The organism is Arthrobacter sp. TMS2-4, from assembly GCF_054511075.1.
The window spans coordinates 1-6,680 of record NZ_JBTNDI010000028.1 but is presented as its reverse complement, the minus strand read 5'-3'; the positions used below and the strand labels follow the sequence as shown (position 1 = coordinate 6,680).

At 61.4% G+C, this 6,680-nt stretch carries 9 protein-coding genes; 4 read left to right on the top strand and 5 right to left on the bottom strand.

Annotation, left to right across the window (positions count from 1 at the left end; genetic code table 11):
* The 3 genes from ACX80F_RS16785 to ACX80F_RS16775 all read left to right on the top strand — a co-directional run.
* Positions 1-573: hypothetical protein (locus ACX80F_RS16785; protein WP_459337521.1), on the top strand; the 573-nt coding region annotated here is incomplete at its 5' end.
* Positions 570-881: a hypothetical protein gene (locus ACX80F_RS16780; RefSeq protein ID WP_459337520.1), complete on the top strand. Its 312-nt coding sequence runs from the start codon at positions 570-572 to the stop codon at positions 879-881. The genes ACX80F_RS16785 and ACX80F_RS16780, both read left to right, overlap by 4 nt.
* A complete protein-coding gene (locus tag ACX80F_RS16775) occupies positions 881-1,189 on the top strand; it encodes a hypothetical protein (RefSeq protein ID WP_459337519.1) in 309 nt (102 codons plus the stop codon). The genes ACX80F_RS16780 and ACX80F_RS16775 overlap by 1 nt, the downstream gene beginning before the upstream one ends.
* Here ACX80F_RS16775 and ACX80F_RS16770 read toward each other — a convergent pair.
* The 4 genes from ACX80F_RS16770 to ACX80F_RS16755 all read right to left on the bottom strand — a co-directional run bounded on the left by ACX80F_RS16770 (position 1,186) and on the right by ACX80F_RS16755 (position 3,106).
* Positions 1,186-1,422 (bottom strand): helix-turn-helix domain-containing protein, encoded by a 237-nt coding sequence (locus ACX80F_RS16770; protein ID WP_090588545.1) that lies wholly within the window; start codon positions 1,420-1,422, stop codon positions 1,186-1,188. The two genes, ACX80F_RS16775 and ACX80F_RS16770, sit on opposite strands and share 4 nt — an antisense overlap.
* A gap of 96 nt (positions 1,423-1,518) precedes the next feature.
* Entirely contained in the window at positions 1,519-1,716 is a 198-nt protein-coding gene (locus ACX80F_RS16765; protein WP_459337518.1) for a helix-turn-helix transcriptional regulator, read from the bottom strand.
* Between the two features lie 215 nt (positions 1,717-1,931).
* Positions 1,932-2,105, bottom strand: coding sequence for a hypothetical protein (locus ACX80F_RS16760; protein ID WP_459337517.1), 174 nt, complete (start codon positions 2,103-2,105; stop codon positions 1,932-1,934).
* Between the two features lie 317 nt (positions 2,106-2,422).
* Positions 2,423-3,106, bottom strand: a complete 684-nt coding sequence (locus tag ACX80F_RS16755; RefSeq protein WP_459337516.1) for a hypothetical protein — start codon at positions 3,104-3,106, stop codon at positions 2,423-2,425.
* A 320-nt stretch (positions 3,107-3,426) separates the two neighbouring features.
* Here ACX80F_RS16755 and ACX80F_RS16750 point away from each other — a divergent pair, with 320 nt between their 5' ends.
* Positions 3,427-3,771, top strand: coding sequence for a histone-like nucleoid-structuring protein Lsr2 (locus ACX80F_RS16750; protein WP_459337515.1), 345 nt, complete (start codon positions 3,427-3,429; stop codon positions 3,769-3,771).
* A 907-nt stretch (positions 3,772-4,678) separates the two neighbouring features.
* On the opposite strand, the gene ACX80F_RS16745 is transcribed toward ACX80F_RS16750, so the two are convergent.
* On the bottom strand, positions 4,679-5,437 hold the full coding sequence (locus ACX80F_RS16745) for a ParA family protein (protein ID WP_459337522.1): 759 nt from the start codon (positions 5,435-5,437) through the stop codon (positions 4,679-4,681).
* Positions 5,438-6,680: the final 1,243 nt, after the last annotated feature.

The window sequence follows — 6,680 nt, the reverse complement described above, 5'->3', positions numbered from 1 at the left end:
TTCGAGTGGGATGTAGGAGTTTCCTCGAAGGATCACGCGGTGGCCGCGTCCATGTCCATCATTATGACGAACCCGGCAACCGCGCTACACCACTATGCGGGGCACAACTCCACCATTGACCGCCACGGCGCAGCCCAACCCCCGCACAGCTATCCCGCATACACCCGCGGATCGGTAGCCACACCACTGGGGCTCTGCACCGAGCCATCCAACGTCAAAGCAGGCGGTCAGGCGTGCCCGGCACGCAGTAAATGCGGTGGATGCACCTACTTCCGCGCCAACGTATCCCACCTGCCCTTGATTGACGCTCACATCGTCGCGCTCACAACCGACCTGGAACTCGCCCGACCGATCGCCGATACCTGGGTATTGGAGAGCCTTACCGCCGAAATAAGCTCCTACCGCAAAATCAGACGGCTGCTCGCCGACACCAAGACCAGACTCTCCCCAGCAGAGCAAAACGAAATCGACCGGGCGACAGAACTCCTACAGGCTCTCTCCACCGCGCCGGCCCAGGACCCGCTTACCGCCGTCCCCCTGAAGCTCCTGCCACTGACGCCCAAAGAAGCATGAAGACTCACCCCAACGAGACATCGAGCAAGTCTGCACTGCGTACAGCACGGCTCATCGCGGCCAAAAAAGCCGACAGCAAACGACGGCGTGAAGCAGTGCTCAAGGCAATAGCAGCGCATACAAAGGCAGGCCGGTCCATCACTGCCGCGGGCATAGCCCGGTCCGCTGGAGTAAGCACCTGGCTGATCTATAACGCGCCGGACCTCCTCGAGGCCGTACGTAGCGCTGCCGCACAGAACCATGCGAAGGAGGACGTTGATAGGAAGCCGACCGATTCAGCGCCCACCATCTGCGCAATGAAGTACTGATGCTCAACGCCAGGCTCACAAGGACCGCCGCAGAACGGGATCAACTGAAGAAGGCACTGAGGAACAAGATCGGTGCACAGCTCGAACTTGAAACCACAGGTGAACTCAAAACCCGAATCGGGCTACTTGAACGGTCCCTCGAACGGGCCCGCCTGGACCTTGAAGATTCCCAATCTCGCAATAGTCTCTTGCGGGACGATCTGGAAGACGCTCAGGATGAGCTGCGGGCGGCCAGAAGAATCAACCAGATGCTCGTGAAGGAAAACTCTCAACGGGGATCTGTCGTACCTTTCAGGTCAACCGTCTAGGAGTTAGTCTCCTCGGCTTCCTGCAAGTTCATCTCCTTGATCGAGGCAGCGGTGCGCTCATAGGCATCCGAGATGTAGTCCTCAAGCTTGGAAGCCTCGACTCTCCACTGACCCCGGCCCCCCACTTGGATCGCCGGTAATTCACCAGAGCGAACGATCGCATAAGTCTGGGAAGAAGAGATGTTCAAAACCTCTCCAACATCAGCCAGAGTCAGGAAGCGCTTCTCGGCCATCGTGTCCCTCCCTGGCCACAAACATGCTCAACACGGCTTATCGAAACCCACGATACTCAAAATCACGGAAAGACGGGCTAGGAACGCTTTCGCAGGTCAAGCACAGAAAGACTCGGCAAACACGACCCGAAACTTAAGATAACCGCGGCCGCCGATCTGGATGGCCGGCAACTCCCCCGAAGCGATGAGAGCCCGGATGGTGCTGTGCTTGGTGTTCAGCTCCTCGGCGACCTGCTGCAGGGTCAGGAACCGCAGCGGCCTGGACTGCCCGTCGCCCTGCGCCTGGTCTGCCATGTACCCAGCATCCCAGCCACCACACACCACGCTGCTGATCGATGCCCTCAATCCACGCCCTCAGTCGACGCGATAAAGGGGTGGAGACGAAAACCGCATGACATGGTTCCGTCGCCGGGTGTCCCTCGTGACAAGGACATCTGTTGGGGCGCAGGAGGGCCTGGGTCGTCTCTCAAACGATCGGCAGCTCCCATATCAATTGATGCCTGCGCGATCTAGCGGTGCTCCCACATCAAGCGGTCGATGATGGGCTTCAGCCTTCTATAGGGCAGCTCGGGGTGCGTGGCAGCCCACGCTTCCAGCGCGTCCGAGTAGTTGCTCAGGGGCCCGCCCGGGTCGGGCACACGTCTGGCTTCGGCCTCCAGTGCTCGCAGTTGAAGATCGACCATGCCCACAGGATGACACGCCGGCACTGACCGGGGCGGCAGATCATCCCTGTCACCCTGCCCTGCCGCCCCTCACTCCCCTACTCGGCCTGCAGCGCAGCTCACGGCATCCCGGCCTGAGGCGCGATGCTAGTGCTCCGGGCGGTAGTAGCGGCCGACGTCGACGATCATCGTCCAATACACCCAGCCCTCGCACAGCGGCCGACCCTCATCAACGAGCCTCGTCGTAGCGCGGCAAAGACAGCATTACCCCAAGGTCGGAGTCATCATCCTGGCACCCCGTGCTGGCGGTTCCAGACAGTATCTGGCCGGTCACCGGGTCACCTTCTCCCGGTCAGGTTCAGGCTGCCGGGTTTATGTCGCACGAAACCGAACCGCTCATAAACCACCGCGATTTTCTCCGACGCCGCGGTGGCAACGACCGGGGCCCCGACGGGAACGAAGGCCTCGACAGCGGCCTGCGCGAAGTCCAGGCCCCGCCACTGCGCACCGGGTGCGGACGCGAGGGCTTGCGCCACCCAATAAGGCCCTCTCGGACGCGTCGTCAGCGCCTCGATCATGGAAGAGAAACTCCCTCCGGTCGACGGCGCCAGGCACAAGAGTCCAGCCACACACCAGAGCGGCCACAACACAGCAACCCACGGTTGCACCGCATCACCCACACCCGTCAGAGCGACCAGCCAGAGAACAAACGCAACCAAGGAAATCAGGCACACCAGGATCATGGAACCGGCACGCTGCAGGGCCTTCCTCGTGTTCCTCGCCTCCGTCAGGAAGAGCACCGCATCACGGGACGGGGTGGTAATCACATCCCCTGCCGGGATGTACATGAGGAAGAGCAGAACGAGAATCGGCAGCATCAGCACAGCCCGGCACCACTGCCACCAGCGAACCCGAGCCCCTTTCCCCCGGCTCAGGGCCAACGACGTGTTCCAACTCAAGGCAAACAGATCACCAAGACGCGCACGCCTCACTCTCGGCTGACCGCCGGCACCCAGGTCCATACAGCCTGATCCTACGAAACACTTCGCCCAGGATGATCACATCGGCCGGTGCTCCGAAAAACCCATCCCCTTTGACGTGACCCGCAGCACAAAAACTGGCCATGAATACCTACACGAACGCTGATCGGAACACTGAGAGAAGTACTGAAGTGCGCCCGCCGATTCATGCGGTGGTACGCCCATGAACCGACTCGGCCGCCGGACGAGTAATGCCCCGGTGTTTTCGAGTAATACGTCGATGTGCAGAACATATTCGTTCGCGATAAGCTAAACGAATGGGGCCCAGTAATTCAGATCCACAATCTTAGGAGTACCCGATAATGGCACAGCGCGTACAGGTCGAACTCGTCGATGACCTCACCGGTGAAGTAGCTCAGGAAACCGTCCGTTTCGGCCTCGACGGCACCGAGTACGAGATCGACCTCACCACCGAGAACGCCCAGAAACTCCGTGCCACGCTCACCGAATACGCGGACAAGGCCCGCAAGGCGAGCACCCGGCGCGGCCAGGGCAAGTCCCCCGCCACCACAGGGTCAGCCTCGGGCAAGGCCAAGCGTGAGGAAACGCAGCGGATCCGCCAATGGGCGCAGGAGAACGGGCACTCCACCAGCGCCCGCGGCCGGATCTCCCAGTCCATCGTCGACGCCTACAACGAAGCCCACTAACCCCCACTCCCCCACCCCCGGCCCACACCGGTAAGCACCGGTGCGGGCCGGCCAACAACCCACGCCTGCAGGTGGGCTGCGACGCCGAACGCGCATGAGTGGTCTCGAGCCACACTTCCGGAAATCGGACCAGTCCCGGCTGCGGCCCTCGGGCGCCTGGCCGAAACGCGCACGCACCTCGGCCAACGGCAGATCGAGTATCCGGGCGACATCATTCCTGGATCCGCCCTCGTGACGGGCGAGCCACACGGCTGCGCCCATCTCCCGCTCCGAGCGCTGCAACTGCTTCTGCAGGCCTTGCACTAGGTCCCGCCATCCCTCGATGGGCCACATCATTGTGGCGGACTGGGAGCGACCCCGCGAGGTGCACAGAATCTCATACGACAGGTTCTGATTGCTTACATGCATGTAAGCAATGAAACTGGCCGATCTCCTCACTCCGCTGCACCCCTCCCCCAGCCGTGTACAGGCGGAACAACGAACTGCACACACTTCACTCGAAAAGCTGACACGTGGCCGACCCGGAAATGCCACAAAATGCGACTGATACAACGGCGAAGAAGACATAGTCCTGACGCCGTCGGCGATGAGTGTCTCTAACCCTTGGATCCCCAGCGACTACGTATTGCCTGCTCAACAGCTTCACGGACCGTGATGCCCTCAGACTCCACAGCCTGGTCAAGGGCCTCTTGCACGTCTTGAGACAGCCGCGTGCTGAAGGGGAAGGTAAGTTCGCGCTTTCGCTTCGCAGCTTTGGTTGGTGCCTGCTGCTGAGACTCAGCAGGAGGCGCGGAAGCTTGGCCCTGCGGGGAGTTCGGCACGAAGTGCACGGGATCTACAGTTTCATCAGGCGCGGGCCTAGGGCCCCGACGGGTGAGTGCAGGCGGGCGATCTGGCAGGTTGTCGGTCACTGAATTACCTTCTTTGCAATCTCGGTGTACGCATCCACAACAGGCGTCCCTTTGCGATACTGGCCGTACCATTCCTGCGTAAGGCGCATTTCTTGAACGATTGTTCGGTGAGGAACCAAGGGTGTGAGCAACATGCCTGTATCTCTTAGCTCATCAATACTGCTGCCCGCGATCCGGCTCATCACCGTGGACTGGACTGCCCCTACAACGATGCCGGCTTCAACAAGGTTGTCCGGCGCCCCAAGTCGGCGACGTGAAAGCCGGAACTGATCAACGCTGCGCCGGGCTCCATCGACGCCATCGACGCCATCGACCGTGGGGGTTGCCGCGTAGACGATCGTGTCTGCTGCGTTCAAGGCTGACAGCGTCAGGGGGCCGCCTTGACGGTTTGGGCAGTCAATGATGACCAAGTCTGCCTGGATGGAATCAAGGGATGTCTTCAGCCTCAGCTCTGCGTGATCTGCTCGATCAGCTTCGCGGTTAGATACGTTTCGAGCGGAAGGAATGGCTCGGAGGGTCGAGAACCAGCGAGTCTGTACCGCAAGGTCCTCGGCCCAACCAACTGGGTCCGCGTCACCCAGGATGGCACCAACGTGTAGGCCCGCCTCTTTGGGTTCTATCCCGAGCCACTTTGTAGAAGCTGCCCGAGGGTCGAGATCTATCAGAACGACTCGGCGTCCTTGGCTGGCAGCGACCGCAGCGAGTGAGACTGCTGTGGTCGTCTTCGTTGCCCCACCTGACTCGCTGTAAACCATGAGTGTTTGCATGCATGCAAGCTTACCCTCTTGCAGGAATGCATGCATGTTTTCATGCATACATGTTTAGATTGCCAAGGATCTCGAGCCTGTTTGACGAGGCCCTTCCCAAGATACAGATGCGCTCCACCCTGTTTTTATGCCTCACAATGGCCTCATTCTCGCTGTTGCTCATGCATACATGCTTACTTTCATACATGCATGAGTGTATGCTGGTACGCATGCATACAAGCCTGCTTACATGCATGTAAGCAGGCTGCGGTTGTGGCTACTCCGTTATCTGCATGGATACGAAGTCCTGCTGTCGTATCCGTTTCCCGTCGGAGTGACCTGGCCTTGCAGGCGACTGCATGTGGCCCTATGGCCGACTGCAGGGGAATCGGGCTCTGCGGCCCGACACCGCGATGCTGTTCTCGGTCGTCTCGATGACGTCAGCCTCGGGTGGGGGAGTGGGTTCGGTGTCTGGAGGCGGGTGGGTTGTGCCGGTGGCGTTGATTGCTCGTCCTGCGGCATGGGTGCCGTTTGGGCTGGCCTTGTGGGTGGTGGAGTGACGGGGCGGCGGCCGGCGGACGGTGAGGGTGACGCGTTGGCCTGGACCACGGTCCTGGTGTTCTCGCGGGCCCGGAGGCCTGAGTACGTCCGGTTTAGTGCCGGCGGGACCAGATCCCGGTGAGGACTGGCCCAGAACTTGGTGCTGGTTGTGCTGTAGGCGTTGCTCAGGAGGCTGTACATGCCCGCCGCTGGCTCGAGGTGACCTCGCCCTGTGTCGGTGACGCGGGCGGGGGTGTGCAGGCGGTCGGGGTGGTTCCTGCTGTGCACGTGTGTGTGGGACAAGCAGCGAAGCGTGGGGGAGCTTGTGCCGTGCAGCAGGTGTGCAGGAGGCGCACCCCAGAACCAGTGCCCCTGAACCACCATCCTCAGTGCGAGAACCCGGGACCCTTGTTGGGTTGCCGGCCTGCGAGCCTGCCCGCCCGACAAGGCCTGTCGGCAGGTCAGCGGATTGGCCCGTGGTGGTGGGGGAGTGGGCGGCGTTGTGGCCGATGGCCTCGTGGTCGTGGGTGTCAGTGACCGGGTTGCCGGTGGTGTTAGGCGGCGTGCCAGAGGGAGTGTTGATGCTCGTCGTCGTCTTCGTGGGGTGGTAGCCAGTAGTCGTCGCGTTCCGGGTCGTGGAGTTCGTGTTCTTCGAGGTGGGGGAGTAGGTGCCGGTCGAGCCAGGCGTGCCAGGCGGCGCGTTCCTTGCGGT